At 76.0% G+C, this 13,982-nt stretch carries 13 protein-coding genes; 10 read left to right on the top strand and 3 right to left on the bottom strand.

Annotation, left to right across the window (positions count from 1 at the left end; translation table 11 throughout):
* The first annotated feature begins 151 nt into the window (after nucleotides 1-151).
* From larE to larC, 3 genes are read left to right on the top strand one after another with little or no spacing between them, the layout of a single operon-like run.
* Nucleotides 152-1,012: an ATP-dependent sacrificial sulfur transferase LarE gene (gene larE, locus BGP03_RS33885; RefSeq protein WP_296372081.1), complete on the top strand. Its 861-nt coding sequence runs from the start codon at nucleotides 152-154 to the stop codon at nucleotides 1,010-1,012.
* Nucleotides 1,009-1,695 (top strand): nickel pincer cofactor biosynthesis protein LarB, encoded by a 687-nt coding sequence (gene larB / locus BGP03_RS33880; RefSeq protein WP_296372079.1) that lies wholly within the window; start codon nucleotides 1,009-1,011, stop codon nucleotides 1,693-1,695. Before larE ends, larB begins: the two co-directional genes overlap by 4 nt.
* Nucleotides 1,692-2,900, top strand: a complete 1,209-nt coding sequence (gene larC / locus BGP03_RS33875; RefSeq protein WP_298795281.1) for a nickel pincer cofactor biosynthesis protein LarC — start codon at nucleotides 1,692-1,694, stop codon at nucleotides 2,898-2,900. The genes larB and larC overlap by 4 nt, the downstream gene beginning before the upstream one ends.
* Here larC and BGP03_RS33870 read toward each other — a convergent pair.
* Entirely contained in the window at nucleotides 2,862-3,260 is a 399-nt protein-coding gene (locus BGP03_RS33870; protein WP_296372074.1) for an OsmC family protein, read from the bottom strand. The two genes, larC and BGP03_RS33870, sit on opposite strands and share 39 nt — an antisense overlap.
* Before the next feature lie 158 nt (nucleotides 3,261-3,418).
* On the opposite strand from BGP03_RS33870, the gene BGP03_RS33865 reads away from it, so the two are divergent.
* The 6 genes from BGP03_RS33865 (at nucleotide 3,419) to BGP03_RS33840 (ending at nucleotide 9,370) form a co-directional block, all read left to right on the top strand.
* On the top strand, nucleotides 3,419-3,760 hold the full coding sequence (locus BGP03_RS33865) for a hypothetical protein (protein WP_296372072.1): 342 nt from the start codon (nucleotides 3,419-3,421) through the stop codon (nucleotides 3,758-3,760).
* Nucleotides 3,761-3,821: 61 nt separating this feature from the next.
* The gene (locus BGP03_RS33860) at nucleotides 3,822-4,598 is read left to right on the top strand and encodes a phosphosulfolactate synthase (protein WP_296372070.1); all 777 of its coding nucleotides are present in this window, start codon (nucleotides 3,822-3,824) and stop codon (nucleotides 4,596-4,598) included.
* Nucleotides 4,595-5,518 (top strand): hypothetical protein, encoded by a 924-nt coding sequence (locus BGP03_RS33855; protein ID WP_296372069.1) that lies wholly within the window; start codon nucleotides 4,595-4,597, stop codon nucleotides 5,516-5,518. The genes BGP03_RS33860 and BGP03_RS33855 overlap by 4 nt, the downstream gene beginning before the upstream one ends.
* The gene (locus tag BGP03_RS33850; protein ID WP_296372066.1) at nucleotides 5,503-6,843 is read left to right on the top strand and encodes an adenylosuccinate lyase family protein; all 1,341 of its coding nucleotides are present in this window, start codon (nucleotides 5,503-5,505) and stop codon (nucleotides 6,841-6,843) included. The genes BGP03_RS33855 and BGP03_RS33850 overlap by 16 nt, the downstream gene beginning before the upstream one ends.
* Nucleotides 6,840-7,850, top strand: coding sequence for a pyridoxal-phosphate dependent enzyme (locus tag BGP03_RS33845; RefSeq protein WP_298795277.1), 1,011 nt, complete (start codon nucleotides 6,840-6,842; stop codon nucleotides 7,848-7,850). The genes BGP03_RS33850 and BGP03_RS33845 overlap by 4 nt, the downstream gene beginning before the upstream one ends.
* Nucleotides 7,847-9,370: an argininosuccinate lyase gene (locus BGP03_RS33840; RefSeq protein ID WP_298795275.1), complete on the top strand. Its 1,524-nt coding sequence runs from the start codon at nucleotides 7,847-7,849 to the stop codon at nucleotides 9,368-9,370. The genes BGP03_RS33845 and BGP03_RS33840 overlap by 4 nt, the downstream gene beginning before the upstream one ends.
* A gap of 25 nt (nucleotides 9,371-9,395) precedes the next feature.
* On the opposite strand, the gene BGP03_RS33835 is transcribed toward BGP03_RS33840, so the two are convergent.
* A complete protein-coding gene (locus BGP03_RS33835) occupies nucleotides 9,396-9,983 on the bottom strand; it encodes an XRE family transcriptional regulator (RefSeq protein WP_296372060.1) in 588 nt (195 codons plus the stop codon).
* Nucleotides 9,984-10,052: 69 nt separating this feature from the next.
* On the opposite strand from BGP03_RS33835, the gene BGP03_RS33830 reads away from it, so the two are divergent.
* Nucleotides 10,053-10,664 carry a hypothetical protein gene (locus tag BGP03_RS33830; RefSeq protein ID WP_296372058.1) on the top strand — a complete coding sequence of 204 codons (612 nt, stop codon included), beginning with the start codon at nucleotides 10,053-10,055 and terminating at the stop codon, nucleotides 10,662-10,664.
* Nucleotides 10,665-10,703: 39 nt separating this feature from the next.
* On the opposite strand, the gene BGP03_RS33825 is transcribed toward BGP03_RS33830, so the two are convergent.
* Nucleotides 10,704-13,877 (bottom strand): AAA family ATPase, encoded by a 3,174-nt coding sequence (locus tag BGP03_RS33825; protein ID WP_298795274.1) that lies wholly within the window; start codon nucleotides 13,875-13,877, stop codon nucleotides 10,704-10,706.
* Nucleotides 13,878-13,982: the final 105 nt, after the last annotated feature.

Raw genomic sequence — 13,982 nt, 5'->3', positions numbered from 1 at the left:
AGCCCTCGGACACGCCGCCTGAGCCCGGGGTTGACAGAGGGTGTCTCATCAGACCACCTTCCTTGACCATGAGAGATGATTTTCCACGATAGTAGATGTTCTGCGGGAGTGCGACATCCGTAGGGTGGGCACCGCGACGAGGGGAGTGCTCATGCCGCACGACGACGCGCCGGACCGGCCCGATCGGCGCACCGCCGAACAGGGCTACGAGGACCTCCGGGCGCGGCTGGGACGGGAGAGCCGCGTCCTGGTCGCCTTCTCCGGAGGCGCGGACTCGGCCCTGCTCGCGGTGGTGGCCCACCGCGTGCTCGGGGCCGCGGCCGTCGCGGTCACCGCGGTGTCGGCCAGCCTGCCCGTCGCCGAGCGCCGGGCCGCCGCGGCCCTGGCCCGCCGCGAGGGGCTGGCCCACGTCGAGGTGTGCACCGACGAGCTGACGCGTCCCGGCTACGTCGCCAACACCGGCGACCGCTGCTTCCACTGCAAGAGCGCGCTGTTCGACGCCGTCGCCCCGCTGGCCGCGCTCTCGGGCGCGGTGGTGGCGCTGGGCACCAACCTGGACGATCTCGGCGACCACCGGCCGGGCCAGCGCGCGGCCGCCCAGCGCGGGGCGATCGCCCCGCTCGTCGACGCGGGGCTGAGCAAGGCCGCCGTCCGGGAGATCAGCCGGTTGATCGGCCTGGACACGGCGGACAAGCCGGCCGCGGCCTGCCTGTCGTCGCGGATCGCCTACGGCGACCCGGTGACGGCGGAGGTGCTCGCCCGCATCGAGGCCGCCGAGGAGGCCCTGCACCGCCTCGGATTCCCGGTCGGCCGGGTGCGCGCCCACGCCGGCGGCACCGTCGCGCGGCTGGAGCTGCCCGCAGGTGACCTGGACCGGGCGGTGCTCGTCCGCGAGGAGATCGACGAGGCCGTCCGTGCGGCCGGGTTCACGTTCTGCGCCCTGGACACGCAGGGCTTCCGCAGCGGCCGGATGAACGTCCTGCTCGGCGTGCCGCCGGTGGCCCGCCGGTGAGCCCCGATCGATCTCCGGGGGGCTACACCGACCTCGGCTACGCCCGCCCCGACACCGGCCGCGAGGCCCGGCTCGGCCTGCCCGAGGTCGTGTACGGCCCGGGCAAGCGCCCCGACCACATCGCGGGCATCGTGGCGAGCCTGCTGGCGGCCAACGACGGCCCGGTGCTGGTCACGCGCGTCGACGCCGACGCGGCGGGGCACGTCCTGGCCGCGGTGCCCGGGGGCTCCTTCGACGAGACCGCGCGGTTGCTCTGCTGGCGGCCCGCCGCGCCGACCGGCTTCCGGCTCGCCGTGGTGGCCGCGGGCACCTCCGACGCCCCGGTGGCCGCCGAGGCCGCCGCCGTCGCGTCCGCGGCGGGGCTGGGCGTCGACGCGATCTCCGACGTCGGGGTGGCCGGGTTGCACCGGCTGCTGGCCGTGCGCGACCGGCTCGACGCCGCCGACGCGGTCGTCTGCATCGCCGGGATGGAGGGCGCGCTGCCCAGCGTCGTGGCGGGGCTGGTGGGCTGTCCGGTCATCGCCGTGCCCACCTCCGTCGGCTACGGCGCGGCGCTCGAGGGCGTGACGGCGCTGCTGGCGATGCTCAGCTCCTGTGCCGCAGGCGTGACGGTGGTGAACATCGACTCGGGCTTCGCCGCCGCGATGGCGGCGCACCGCCTCGCCCGGGCCCGGCCGCGGTGATCGTCTGGTTCGACCCGTTCAGCGGGGTGTCCGGTGACATGCTGCTCGGGGCGCTGCTGGGGCTCGGCGCGCCGCTCGACGGCGTCCGCGCCGCCGTCGACGCCACGGGGCTGACCGGCTGGACGCTCGACGTGGAGCGCGTCCAGCGGGGTTCCCTGCTGGCCACCCGGGCCCGGGTCGGGGTGGCCGACCGCGTCCCGGCGCGCCGGGCGGCCGAACTGCAGGAGATGGTCGCGTGCGCCCGCCCGGCCCCGGTGGCCGAGCTGGCCGCCCGGGCCGTCGCGGCGATCGCGCGGGTCGAGGCGGACCTGCACGGCGTGCCCGTGGACCAGGTGCACCTGCACGAGATCGGCGGGGTGGACACCGTCGTCGACACGGTCGGCGTGGCCGCGGCCCTGCACCTGCTCGGCGTCGACGAGGTGGTGTGCGGGCCGCTGGCGCTCGGCTCCGGCACCGTGGGCGGCAGCCACGGCGTGCTGCCCCTGCCCGCGCCGGCCACCGCCGCCCTGCTCGCGCGGGCCGGCGCGGCGGTCACCTCCACCGGGCTGCCGGGCGAGACCGTCACGCCCACCGGCGTCGCGCTGCTGCTGGCCGCGGGCGCCCGGTTCGGCCCGGTGCCGGACATGACGGTGCGGGCCGTCGGCTACGGCGCCGGTGGGCGCGACGTCGCCGAGCGGCCCAACGTCCTGCCGGCCCTGCTCGGGGCCCGTGCACGGGCCGACGGTGACGTCCGGCCGATGACGCTGCTGGAGACCACCGTCGACGACGTGCCCGGCGAGGTGCTCGGCTACGTCGTCGAGCGGGCGCTGGCGGCCGGGGCGGCGGACGCCTGGATCACCCCGGTGGTGATGAAGAAGTCGCGGCCCGGCCACGTCGTCACGGTGCTGGCGGCGCCCGAGCACGCCGCCGCGCTCGAGGCCCTCGTGCTGCGCGAGACCGGCAGCCTCGGGCTGCGCCGACACCCGGTGGACCGGCTCGCGCTCGCCCGGCGCAGCTCCACCGTCGACGTCGACGGGCACGCGGTGCGCGTCAAGCACGGTCCCTGGGGGGCCAAGCCCGAGCACGACGACGTCGCCCGCGCGGCGGCCGCACTGGGCCTGCCGCTGCGGACGGTGGCGGCCCGGGCGCGCTCAGCCGTGGTCGACGACTCAGCCGTGGTCGACGACTCAGCCGTGGTCGACGACGAACTCGATCTCGGGCGGTGACGCCAGGGTGCGGGTCACGTAGCAGACCCGCTGGGCGGCGGTCATCAGCTCGTCGAGCTCCGCGCCCCGCGGGGTCTCGGTCCGGACCGCGATGCGGAACGCGTCGAAGCGCGGCCCGTCGTAGTGCCCGGTGACGTCCACGCGCAGGCCCGCGAGCGGCACGTCGCGCTTCGCCGCGGTGTGGGCGAGCGCGAGCGTGAAGCAGGACGCGACCGAGGCGAGCAGGAGCTCCGTCGGCTGGGGCCCCGTGCCGGTGCCGCCGACCGACTCCGGCTCGTCGGCGACCACGCGGAAGCCGTTGGCGTCCACCGTCGCGCTGAGCCCTCCGGTCCAGCAGGCGGACACGCTGCGTTCGGTCACGGCTGATCACTCCTCGGGTGGTGCGGGCTCGACGGACGGGTGGGCCGTACGGTGCAACGCCGGTGCAACCGGGGTGCGTCATAGTGCCGCGCATCACAGTGCGCCGCCCCGCGGCGGGCACCGTGTCCTGCCCGCCGTCCGACCCGAGGGAGCCGTCGATGACGACCGTCGCCCCCGTACCCACCCTGATCTCCTGCGGAGGTGAGTGCGGTGCCACGGGGTTCCGCGCGCACCACGACCGCCTGCTGGCGGTCGACACCGACCCCGACGCGCTGCTGGGGCTCATCGAGCTCGCGGTGACGTGGCACGAGCTCGACTACTCGACGGAACCGGTGCTCGGCCCGCGCGACTGGATGACGTTCGCCGACCGTCACGACTGGACGTTCCCCGACCGGGCGGCGTGGGCGTTCGCGCTGGCGGTGGACATCGTCGGACGGGGGGCGGTCGGAGCGCCGCCGGCCGGGCTCGGCGGGGTGGTCCTCGATCTCGTGCGGAGCTGATACCGGCGCGGCATGTTTCCTATAGTAGAAGAATCTTCATCATCGGAACTAGGGTGGGCCCGTGCCGGTTGACTTCCTGGACCTTCCCGCCCGCGACCCGAAACCGCGCACGGCGGGCCTGACCCACGTGCTCGATCCGGGTGCGGGGCCCGCCGCCGTGGCGGACCTGCTCCGGGGGGCCGCCGCCCATGTCGACATCTGGAAGGTCGGCTGGGGCACCGCCTACGTCGACGCCGCCCTGGCGGAGAAGATGACGCTGCTCGCGGCCCACGGCATCGACGTGTGCCTGGGCGGCACGCTCCTGGAGATCGCCTGGTCGCAGGGGCGCGCGACCGAGTGTCTCGCCTGGGCCCGCGACGCCGGCTTCGACCGCGTCGAGGTGTCCAACGGGACCGTCGCGATGACCCCCGCCGAGAAGCGGGCGCTCATCGAGCGGGCGGCCCGGGACTTCACCGTGCTCGCCGAGGTCGGCTCGAAGGCGCCGGGGGAGCAGCACGCCGCACGGTGGTGGCCCGCCGAGTGCCGCGCCGATCTCGACGCCGGCGCGACGCTGGTGGTCACCGAGGGACGGCAGAGCGGCACCGTCGGCACGTTCGACGACCAGGGCCGGGTGCGCCCGGACGTGGTGGAGGCCGTGGTCGCGGCCGTCGGGGTGGAGCGGGTCGTGTTCGAGGCGCCCCGGGCGAGCCAGCAGGCGTGGTTCATCCGCCGTTTCGGCGCGGCCGTCAACCTCGGCAACGTGGCCCCGGCCGACGTGCTGTCGGTCGAGACGCTCCGGCTGGGCCTGCGCTCGGACACCGCGGCGCCCCCACGGGCAGCGGGCGCGGACACGGCATGACCGCCCCGACGTACGGGCCGAACTTCGTGCCGCTGCGCTACCGCGGCGTGGCCGTCGCGACGATCCCTCCCGGCGTCGGGCTCGACGCGGCGTCGCTGCGGGCCCACCTGCTCGGTCGTGACGCCTACCGGCGCACCCGTTTCCTCGTCGCCCGCCGGGATCCGGACGTCCCCGGGCCGACCGCGCTGCTGCGGATCACGCGCGAGTCCGACGTGCCGCTGTTCTCGCCGGTGACCGACGTCGAGCTGATCGCCGGTCCGGACGAGTGCGCCTACGTCGTCGAGCCCGGCGCCGACACGGGGATCCCCTCGGTGCTGGCCGCGGTGGCGGCCGACCGTGCGCCCGGGGCGCGCGCCGTGGTCGTGGAGGGCCGCTACGCGCACGTCAACGTCATCGTCGAGCCCCGGCCGCTGCGGATCGTCGTGCGCGAGGTCGTGCCGCCGGAGCCGGCCAAGCTCGCCGACCAGGCGCGCCGCGTCGTCGCCGTCACGGAGGACCTGCCCCCGGTGGAGATCGTGGCCGACCTCGCGCGGCTCGGCGAGCTGGCGGAGCGGCTGCCGTCGCAGCACTACCTGCTGCCGTGCCGGGGGTCCGGGGGCGAGGTGCCCGGGGCCCGCGTGTCCTACCTCGACGAGCACCCCGAGCGGGCCGACTGGACACTGCTGGGCTGCACGCGCTCGCTGCAGATCCACCGCTGGTTCTACGGTGACGAACCCCCCACCGTGGACTTCTGTCCCCGACGCGCCGTCGGGAGCAGCCGGCCGGCCCACCCGACGCTGACGAAGTGCTGCCTGCAGGAGGAGCACATCGAGCACGGGGACGGGTGGGTGTCGGTGCCGTGGGGCTCGTCCTTGGAGCACGTGCGCCAGGCGCTGCACCGGCTCGTCGAGCGGGAGGGGCCGGCGTGGGCACCCGGCTGAGCTCCTCGACGCTCTACGCGCACCTGTGGGGCACCCCGGAGACGGACGCGATCTTCGACGAGCCGGCGATGGTCCAGTCCTGGCTCGACATCCTCGTGGCCCTCGCCCGCGCGCAGGCCGCGCTCGGGATCGTCCCGCCCGCCGCGGCGGAGGCCATCGCGGCCGGTGCCCGCGTGGAGGCGTTGGACCTCGGGTTCGTCGCCGAGCAGACGCGCCTGACCTCGCACTCCACGCTCGGCCTGATCCGCGGGCTCCAGCAGGTGCTGCCGCCGGACGTCCGCGAGCACGTCTACGTCGGGGCGACGGTGCAGGACGTCACCGACACCTGGTTCGGCACGGTGCTGCGCGACGTCGGTGCGATCGTGCACCGGGACCTGCTCGCGGTCGAGGACCTGCTGCTCGGGTTGGCGACGGAGCACCGCGACACGGTGATGGCCGGGCGGACGCACGGCCAGCCCGGCTCGCCGGTCACGTTCGGGTTCAAGGTCGCCTCCTGGGCCGACGAGGTGCGCCGCCACCTCGACCGGCTGGCCGGGGGCCGCGAGCGCTGGGGCGTCGGCCAGCTCGCCGGGGCGGTGGGAGCGCTGGCGTTCTTCGGGGCCGACGGCCCCGAGCTGCGCCGCCGGTTCTGCGCCGGGGTGGGGCTGGCCGACCCCGGGATCTCGTGGCTCACCTCGCGGGACCGGATCGCCGAGTTCGGGGGCGTGCTCGCGATGGTCTGCGGCACGCTGGCCCGCATCGGCGTCGAGGTCTACGAGCTGGCCCGGCCCGAGATCGGCGAGCTGACCGAGCCCGCGGCGGCCGGCGCGGTCAGCAGCATCACCATGCCCCACAAGCGCAACCCCGAGATCGGCGAGCACCTCGACACGCTGGCCCGGCTCGCGCGCTCGTCGTCGGCGGTGCTGCTGGAGGGTATGGTCGCCGGGCACGAGCGCGACGGCCGGGCGTGGAAGGCCGAGTGGATCGCGCTGCCCGAGATCTGCCAGCTCACCGCGGCCGCGCTGCACCTCGCACGCGGCCTGCTCGCCGGGCTGGAGGTGCACCCCGAGGCGATGGCGGCCACCCTCGACCGCTTCGGCGGTCTCGGCTCGGAACGGGTCCTCGCCGGGCTCGCGGGCCGCCTCGGCAAGCACCGCGCCCAGCAGGTGATGCACGAGGTGCTCCGCGAGGACGGCACGGACCTCGCCGCAGGCCTGGTCGGCCGGGGTCTGGCCACGGCGCAGGAGGTTCGCGCCTGGGGCACCGGCGCGGCCGTCGACGGCGCCGCGGCCATGGTCGACACCGTGGTGGCCCGCGCCCGCTCGGCCCGGGCGGACGAGCGATGAGCCGCATACCGCCGCGGTTCCCGCTGGCCGTGCTGCCCACGCCGCTCGTGCGGGCACGCCGGCTGGAGGTCGCGCTCGGGTGCGGGCCGCTGCTGGTCAAGCGCGACGACCTGATCGGGTTCGGGGTCGCGGGCAACAAGGCCCGTCCCCTGGAGTACCTGGTGGGGGCGGCCGTGCAGCAGGGCGCCGAGGTCCTCGTCACCGGCGGGGGACCGGGGTCGAACTTCGTGGCCGCCGCCGCGATGGCGGCCCGGGCCGCGGGGCTCGACTGCGAGCTCGTGATCTGGGGTGACCCGGCGGGGGCCCCCAACGTCGCCCTCGCCGAGGCCGCGGGCGCGGTGGTGCGGCCCACCGGCGGCACCGACCGGGCCGAGGTGGACGTGCTGGTGGCCGAGCGCGCCGCGGAGCTGACGGTCGCGGGCCGGCAGGCCTTCGCCGTGCCGCGCGGCGGCTCGACCGCCCTGGGCGCACTGGGCTTCTTCGACGCCGCCACCGAGCTCGCCGTCCAGCTCGCCGCCCTGGGCGACGACGGGCGCCCGTCCGCGATCGTGCTGCCCGTCGGCTCCGGCGGCAGCTGCGCGGGCCTGCTCGCGGGCCTGACGGCCTGGGGTCTCGACGTGCCGGTCGTCGGGGTCTCGGTGAGCCGCCCGCCGGCGGAGGTCCGCGCCACCGTGCTGGCCCTGGCCGGCGAGTGCGCCGCGCTGCGCGGCACGGCGCGGCCGTCGGAGGAGCGCTTCGAGCTGGTCGACGCCCGCGGACCGGGCTTCGGCCGCGCCACGGCCCGGGAGGAGGACCGGGCCCGCACGGCGCTGTGGACGGACGGGTTCCTGCTCGACACCACCTACGGCGCGGAGGCGTTCACCGTGGCGGCGGACCGGGCGAGCCGCGGCCGCCGACCGGTCGTGTGGTGGCACACCGGCGGCGTGGTGCCGGCGGTCCAGGGGTTGGCGTCCCGCGCCGCCGAGCACGGTCGGACCGTCGGGTCCGGGACGACAGGAGAGAGATGACCAGCGCGCCCGATTCCCGCCGCACCCGGCCGGAGGGGTTCCCCCAGACCGGGCCGGCGCCCGAGCTCGTGGAGTCCGGATTCGCGATCGAGAACGCGGACGCGAGCTTCCTGCACCGCGGTCTCAACCTCGCCGACCTGGCCCACGTGCTCGACCTGGCCCGGCGCGCCATCGTGCCCCCCGACGCCGAGCGCGCGCTGCTCGCCCTGCTGCTGGAGGTCACCGGGATCCCCGCCGAGGACTTCCCGTACGACCCGGAGTTCGGCGAGCCCTACAACTCCCGCGAGCGGTTCTTCGTCGCCCGGATCGGGGACGTCGCCGGCTGGCTGCACGCCGGGCGGCCGCGCCGGGAGGCGGCCCGGGTCGCGCTGCGGCTGCACCTGCGCCGCCAGCTCACCGAGCTGGTCACCGAGGCCGTCGCCACCGCCCTGGACACCGTGGCCCGGGCCGAGGAGCACGCCGGCACGCTGCTGCCCGACCAGACCTACCTGCAGCAGGCGCAGCCGTCGACGTTCGGCCACTACCTGCTGTCGTTCGTCTACTCGACGGTCCGGGACGCGCGCAGGCTGCTCGACGAGCTCGACGTGCTCAACCAGAGCCCCGGGGGCGCCGGGTGCGTCAACGGCACCCGCCTGCTGGAGGACCGCGACCCGATCGCCGCCGTCCTCGGTTTCGACGGCGTCATCCCGCACACCCGCGACGCGATGTGGCAGGTGGACGGCCTGATCCACATCCTGGCGACGGTGGCCAGCCTGCTGTCGAACTTCTCCAAGCTCGCGGAGGACCTGGAGATCTTCTCCTCCAGCGAGTTCGACTTCGTCGACCTGGCCGACGCCTACAGCCGCTCCAGCATCCTCATGCCGCAGAAGCGCAACCCCTACGCGCTGTCGATCGTGCGCGGCGCCTCCGGCGTCGTGATCGGGCGGCTCACGGGCTTCCTCGCCGTGACGAAGAGCCCGTCGGCCCGCAGCGACAACCTGATCTTCGCCTACGGCGAGGTGCCGCGGGCGCTGGACCTGAGCCTGCGGATCACGCGGTTGATGGGCGGGGTCGTGCGCACGCTGCGGGTCAACCCCGAGCGGATGCGCCAGGAGCTCGACCGCGGCTACACCCAGGCCACGGACCTCGCCGAGCACCTGGTGCAGCTGGTGGACGTCGACTACCGCACCGCCTACGTGGTGGTCGGCAACACCGTCCGGGAGGCGGCGCGGCTCGGCATCCCGGGCGGTGGCATCACCGGGGAGATGGTCGACGCAGCGGCGCTCGCGCACACCGGACGGTCCTGGGGGCTCGCCGGCACCGACCTCTCGGCCGTCCTGGACCCGCGCGCCATCGTCGCGTCCCGGCAGGCGGAGGGCGGAGCCGCGCCGGCCGCGCTGGAGCGGATGACGACCACCCTGCGGGCGCAGCTGAGGGATCTGGCCGCGCAGGCCGAGCAGCGGGCCGCGGGCTTCGAGGAGGCCGAGCTGGCGCTGGTGGCGGCCGCGCGCGCGGTGGTGGACGGGGGTGCCCGCCGGTGAGCCCCCGACGGTCGTCGTCGACCGGTCAGTCGTCGGTGACGGTCACCCACACCACCTCGGCGGGCTCGTCGCCGCGGTTGGCGCTGCTGTGGTCGAGGTCGGTGCGGAAGTGCAGCGCCTCGCCCGCGGTGACGGCGTACGGCTCGCCGCCGATCTCCACGTCGATCCGGCCGGACAGGACCACGAGCAGCGTCTCGCCCGGCCGTCGCAGCCCGGCCCGCTCGTCACCGGGGGCCACCCGGGTGGCGGTGCCGCTCGTCCGGAACGCGTCGCCGCTGCCGGTGACGGGCACGGGCCCGCCCGCGGTCGCTCCGGCGAAACGGGTGTGGACCGCACCCGGCCCCGGTTCGGCGTCCTCGACGAAGTGGCGGATGGGCGCGTCGAGCGCTCCGGCGATCTTGAGCAGCGTGGTGATGGTGGGGACCATGTCACCGCGCTCCACCTTGTGCACGGCCGCCGTGGACACGTCGGCGAGGTGGGCGAGCTGCTGCAGCGTCATGCCGCGCTCGCGCCGCAGGGCGTGCACCTTCGGGCCGATGGACTCCACGACGCCCTCCCAGGCGCCGGCGGTGCCCGGATCGGGAACCGGCTCCGGCCGGACGGAGCTGGGCATCGCTTCTCCTCGGCGGGCCGCGGTACGGATCGGACAGGTCGACTGAGTATGGACGAGGGAGGTACCGGCATGGACACACCCGTGGCGTCGCCGGAGGTGGCCGGGGCCAGGAGACGATGGCGGTCGGCGGGCGAGTCGCTGTTCCCCGCCCTGATCACCGACCCGTCCGCCTACGCCGGGGCGGTGGAGGTGATCGGCGCGGTCGCGGCCGAGCTCGGGCGGCGCGGGGCGGGTCTCGACGACCTGGTCGCGGCGATGAACGCGCCGGAGCACCTGCTGGACGAGCTCCGGATCCGGGTACCCGGCGGGGCGCCCGGTGAGCTGCTGGTGGCCGTGGCCTGCGGGATGCGGGAACGTGACCTGATCGCCGGCCAGGTGCGCCGGGACCGCGCCGCCGCCGTGGCCCGGGCCCGGGAGTCCGGGTCGCACTGGGCGGTGCTGCAGGGCCCCGAGCGGATCGAGGACCTCACCGGCGGCGAGGCGGGCGGCCCGGCCGGCTGCACCCACCTGCACCTGCCGTCCGGCACCGAGCTGAGGGCCACCGTGGACGCGTGGTCGTCCGAGCCGTTCCGCGTCGACGTGATCCCGTCGGGCGGTACGACCCCGTCGGGCCGGTCGTTCACCGACCGCGCGGCGTGGCTGGCGGAGTTCCACCGCGTCCGTGGGGACGTGGAGGGCTGAGCAGGTCCCCGGTCTGAGCAGGTCCCCGATCCGGGCGCCTCACCGCGTCCGGGGGACGGGGATGCTCAGGCGACCCGACGCGGTGAACGCCGGGCGCAGCTCGGACGGCAGCGCGCCCGCGATCCGGTCCCGCGCCGCGCTGCGCTGCGCGGGCTCCCCGAGCTGGGCGACGAGCAGGTCCGACCGCGTCGTCGTCGCCAGCCTGGCCGCCTCCTGCGGCCGGCCGAGATGGGCCATCGCGAGCGCCTCGTACTTGGGTGAGGAGTACCGCCGCGCCTCGACCAGCAGGCGCTCGGCGTGGGAGGCGTCCCAGCGGGCGCGCATCTCCAGGAACCGCATGGCCGCTCGCGGCCGGAACGGCAGCGACCGCTCCAGCATGGGGCCGGCCGTCTCGACGGCGACGGCCGCGTCGTCGGGGCGCCCGAGCATGAGATCGCAGTCGGCCACCGCGAGCAGGGCGTGGAGCTCCTGCTCCAGCTCCAGCGCGCCGCCGCCGCGATGGGCCAGCTCCACGGCCCGGACGGCGTGCTCGCGCGCGCGCCCGACCTGCCCCAGCTCCTGCCACATCCACGACGTGGTGGTCTCGATGCCGGCGCGGTAGAAGCCGAGGTTCTCGGCGTCCACGAGCCGGCGGGCGTTGTCGAGCGAGCGCAGCGCCCCGGCGAAGTCACCGGTGTCCCCGCGCGCGAGTGCGGTGAAGAACAGGGTCTGCAGCAGGGGCCGGAACTCGCCGGTGCGGCGGCAGAGCACGGTGGCCCGGGCCAGCACGCTCTGGGCCTCCGCGAAGCGGTCCTGGTGCTGCAGCAGGGCGCCGCGGTAGGCCAGCGCGAGCGCGGTGGTGGTGTCGGCCGGACCGGCCGCCAGTACCCGGTCGTAGGCCGCCTCGGCACCCGCGTAGTCGCCGTCCCAGTGCCGGACCCGCCCGAGCAGCAGGGTGGCGCTGGGCAGGGCCCCCGGGGCGGCGGCCGCGGACTCGGCCAGGTGGGTGGCCTGTTCGGCGAGGTCCACCGCGACGAGCGCGTCGCGTGCGTACAACGCCGTCCAGCCGAGCTGTTCGAGCGCGCTCGCCTCCAGCGTCAGGTCACCGAGCTCGCGCGCCAGGGCGAGCGCGCGCTCGTGGTCCTCACGGGCGCACGCGTGCCGGCCGAGGTCGCACCGCACCTGGCCGCGGCGGAGGTAAGCCGAGACGGTCTGCGGGCCGTCGCCGCCCAGGACGGCCTGTTCCAGCGCGAGGTCGAGCAGGCGCTCCGCGTCGGTGTGGGCGAACGAGAGGTGCGCGGCGTCGGCCGCGGCGAGCCAGGCGGTGGCGGCCCCCCGCGGGTCCCCGGCCGCCGCGAGGTGCTGGGCCGCGGCCTCCGGGCGGTCCTCGAAGAGCCGGGCGGCTCGCCGGTGCCTGCTGACCCGGACGGGCTCCGCGACGGACTCGTAGGCGACCTGGCGCACGATGTCGTTGGCGAACCGGAAGCTGTCGCCCTGCGCCAGCAGCAGCCCGGCCCGGATCGCCCGTTCCGCCTGGGCGGCGCCGTCCTCGACGTCGACGCCGCTCAGCACCGCCACGTCGTCGAGCGAGAACGTGGTGCCGAGCACGGCCCCCTGGGAGAGCAACCGGGTCACCGCCTGCCCCGCGTGGGAGATGCGCGCGGCGACGGCGTCGTGCAGGGAGTGCGGGATGGCCGGAGTGGCCGGGTCGGAGCCGCGGACGGGATGGCCGAGCACCTCGGTGAGGAACAGCGGCGAGCCACCCGTCCACGACCAGATCCGCTGCGGGTCGTACGCCAGCCCGGAGCGTTCGACGAGCGTCGCCACGTCGGCGGGCGAGAGCGGACCGAGCTCGATCAGCGACCCGGCGTCGCGCAGCGGGGCGGTGACGGCGTCGTCCTCGGACGTGCGTTCGGTGAGCACGACCATGCACCGGCTGCCCGCCCAGTGCCCGGTGATGACGTGCAGGGCCTCCACGGTGGACTGCCCGGCATGCTGCATGTCCTCCACGACCAGCAGCAGCGGCCGCTGGGCGCCGGCCCGCGCCACGAACTCGGCCACGGCGTCGAGGCTGCGGCGGTGCTCCACCTCCGGGCCGGCGCGCTCGTAGGCGACCGGGCCGACCACGTCGGCCAGCTCGGGGAGCAGCTCGGTGAGGGTGCCGAGCCGCGCCGCGGTGAGCTCGCGCACCTCCGGGGCGGCGGTCCGTTGCACGACGGAGCGCACGGCCTCGACGAGCGGCTGCAGGTAGAGCGACCGCTCGGCCTCGAAGCACGTCACCCGCACGACCATGGCACCGGTCCGCCGCGGCTCGTCGACGAACGCCTCGACCAGCGCGCTCTTGCCGATGCCCGCCTCGCCTGTGACCACCGTCAGCGCCGGCGTGCCCGCTGCGGCGCCTGCCCACACCTGCCGCAGCCGGGCGAGCTCGGCGTCGCGGCCCACCACCCGCCCGATCGGATGCCCGGCCGGCGCGGCCGGGCCGGGCCCGTCCGTCTGCTCGGAGCGGAGCACCGCGAGGTGCAGGGCCTGCGTGGCGGGCGAGGGATCGATGCCCAGGTGTTCGACGAGCGTCTCGTGCAGCGCACGGTAGGCCAGCAGCGCGGCGCCGGGGCGTCCGGCCCGGTGGTGGGCGAGCATCACCGTGCGGCAGGCGTCCTCGTCGAAGGGGTCGTGCTGCAGGGCGGCGGACCCGACCTGCACGGCCGTGTCGTTCGCACCCAGCTCCAGCGCGGCGGCGCTCCACACGATCCGGGCGCGGCGGAGCAGGATCCGCACGCGTTCGCGCAGCGCCCGCACCCACTCGCCGTCCCGCTCGTCGGCCAGTGCGATGTCGGCGTCCAGGAGCTTGGCCGCCTGCTCGCCACTGGTGGAGGCGAGCGCCGGATGTCCGTGGGCCAGCTCGAACTCGGCGGTCTGGACCAGCTCGATCGCCTCGTGCAGGTCGACATCCACCCCGGGGTCGAGGCGGTACCCGACCGGCGAACCGTCGATGAGGTCGCGGCCCAGCGCCCGCCGCAACCTGCTGACCAGCGCGGCGACGTTGCGGTCGGCGCGCTCGGGGGGCTCGCCCTCCCACAGCGCGTCGATGAGGGCGTGCACGGTGACGAACTCACCGCGGCGCTCGGCGAGCACCACGAGCACCCGCCGGGCCTTCCCCTGCGGCAGCGGCGCCCGCAGCGCGCCCTCCACGGTGAGCGGGCCGAGCAGACACAGCCTCAGCGCTGCTGTCACCCCAGGGATCCTACCGGTGCCGCGGGGCCCGTCTCGCCCCGTCGGCGGATGCCAGCCGGGTCGTCACCCGACGGCGCGGGCGAGCCTCTCGGGCGTCGCGTCGAG

This window comes from Pseudonocardia sp. 73-21 (assembly GCF_001899645.1).
GTDB lineage: Bacteria > Actinomycetota > Actinomycetes > Mycobacteriales > Pseudonocardiaceae > Pseudonocardia.
Note: the sequence above shows the minus strand (reverse complement) of the source record. Positions and strands in the feature narration are given on the sequence as shown.

What these genes read in the sequence shown, in the direction of transcription:
- larE (WP_296372081.1), top strand. Translation starts at nt 152, where the DNA reads ATGCCGCACGACGACGCGCCGGACCGGCCCGATCGGCGCACCGCCGAA.
- BGP03_RS33840 (WP_298795275.1), top strand. Translation starts at nt 7,847, where the DNA reads ATGACCAGCGCGCCCGATTCCCGCCGCACCCGGCCGGAGGGGTTCCCC.
- BGP03_RS33835 (WP_296372060.1), bottom strand. Translation starts at nt 9,983, where the DNA reads ATGCCCAGCTCCGTCCGGCCGGAGCCGGTTCCCGATCCGGGCACCGCC.
- BGP03_RS33830 (WP_296372058.1), top strand. Translation starts at nt 10,053, where the DNA reads ATGGACACACCCGTGGCGTCGCCGGAGGTGGCCGGGGCCAGGAGACGA.
- BGP03_RS33855 (WP_296372069.1), top strand. Translation starts at nt 4,595, where the DNA reads ATGACCGCCCCGACGTACGGGCCGAACTTCGTGCCGCTGCGCTACCGC.
- BGP03_RS33865 (WP_296372072.1), top strand. Translation starts at nt 3,419, where the DNA reads ATGACGACCGTCGCCCCCGTACCCACCCTGATCTCCTGCGGAGGTGAG.
- BGP03_RS33845 (WP_298795277.1), top strand. Translation starts at nt 6,840, where the DNA reads ATGAGCCGCATACCGCCGCGGTTCCCGCTGGCCGTGCTGCCCACGCCG.